The organism is Streptomyces sp. SID14478 (assembly GCF_010548525.1).
Taxonomy (GTDB): domain Bacteria; phylum Actinomycetota; class Actinomycetes; order Streptomycetales; family Streptomycetaceae; genus Streptomyces.
In genome coordinates, this window is record NZ_JAAGMG010000159.1 from 1 (window position 1) to 1244 (window position 1244).

Below are 1244 nucleotides of genomic sequence, written 5' to 3' on the forward strand. Positions count from 1 at the left end.
CGCAGCGCGGCCGCCGCCTTCGCGTCGCCGCCCGGCGCCGTGGACAGCCACCACTCGTTCGGGGCGACCGGATCGGTACCGGCGTCCGCGAGGGCCCGGTTGAGGTCGCGCAGGTCGAGCAGGAGCGCGCCGCCGTCCTTCGTGCCGTCCGACGCCCCGGCCTCGGGGCCCGTCGTCGGCAGCGCGCGGACGCTGTCCGCGATCCGCACCCGCACGTTCGCCCCGCCCATGGTCACGTCGACGCCCTGCCCGACGCGGGTCCCCGCCGACTTCAGGTACCGGTCGGTGGCCACCGCGGCGATCTCGGTGACCTTCGGGCGGACGACGGCCAGGCGGACGTCCACGGTGGGCGCGGCGCCGTACCCCATGTTCATCGGGTACACGAACCCGGTGCCGTACACCAGGGACGCCGTTCCCCCGCGCGGCTCACGGTCCAGCTTCGGCGCGGTCGGCTCGTTCCTGCCGCTGCCGGGGTCCGTGCCGCGGCTCACCATCGACGTACGCCAGTGGGTTCCCTCGACGGTCAACTTCCGCGCATCCCCGCCGTGTTCGACGGCTTCGATGCCGGCGAGCGCGATCCGGTGCCGGGCGCCCTTGCTGAGGACCTGTGCCGTTTCGAAGTCGATCCCCGTCACGGCGAGCGGACCCGCCGCCGGGCCCAGGTCCAGCGTGAGGCGATGGGTGCGGCCGTCCAGCGGCAGGTCGCCCACCTGCATCCGGTACGCGAGCCCGTAGCGGTCCTCCAGGGTCGCGGAGACGTCGGTCGTCTCGCCGGGGCCCCGGCTGCCCTTGCCGGTCACGTTCGTGGCGCGCAGGGCGAACCGGACGCCCGTCGCGTCCCCGGGGAGCCGGATGCCCGGGTCCCTGCCCGACTTCGGCGTGACGGCGGAGACGGCCTCGCGGGGCGAGGAGTCCGTGAGGTCCTCGCGGAGCATCAGGTGGTCGTCGAGGTGCGCGGTGTCGAGCGCGAGGACCGTGGCCGTGCGGTCGCCGCTGAGCGGCACCGCCAGCCGGTAGCCGGGCGCCGCGTCGCGCACCCCGGGCAGCTCCGCGTACCGCGCCACCTGGTCCATGCCGGGCTCCGTCGCCTGGACGCGCACGGGTGCGCCGGAGCGGAAGTCCGCCTGGTCCTCCTGGGAACGGTCCCACGAGGAGCCCTGCCCGATCGCCAACATGCCCATGGCGACGGCCAGGACGAGCAGCAGCACGGGACCGGCGCCGCGCATCGGGCGGCGGCTGAACTG

The 1244-nt window shown here is 75.3% G+C and carries 1 pseudogene; it reads right to left on the minus strand.

Annotation, left to right across the window (positions count from 1 at the left end):
- A pseudogene (locus tag G3I40_RS06335) lies at positions 1-1244 on the minus strand (ABC transporter permease); the annotation flags it as partial.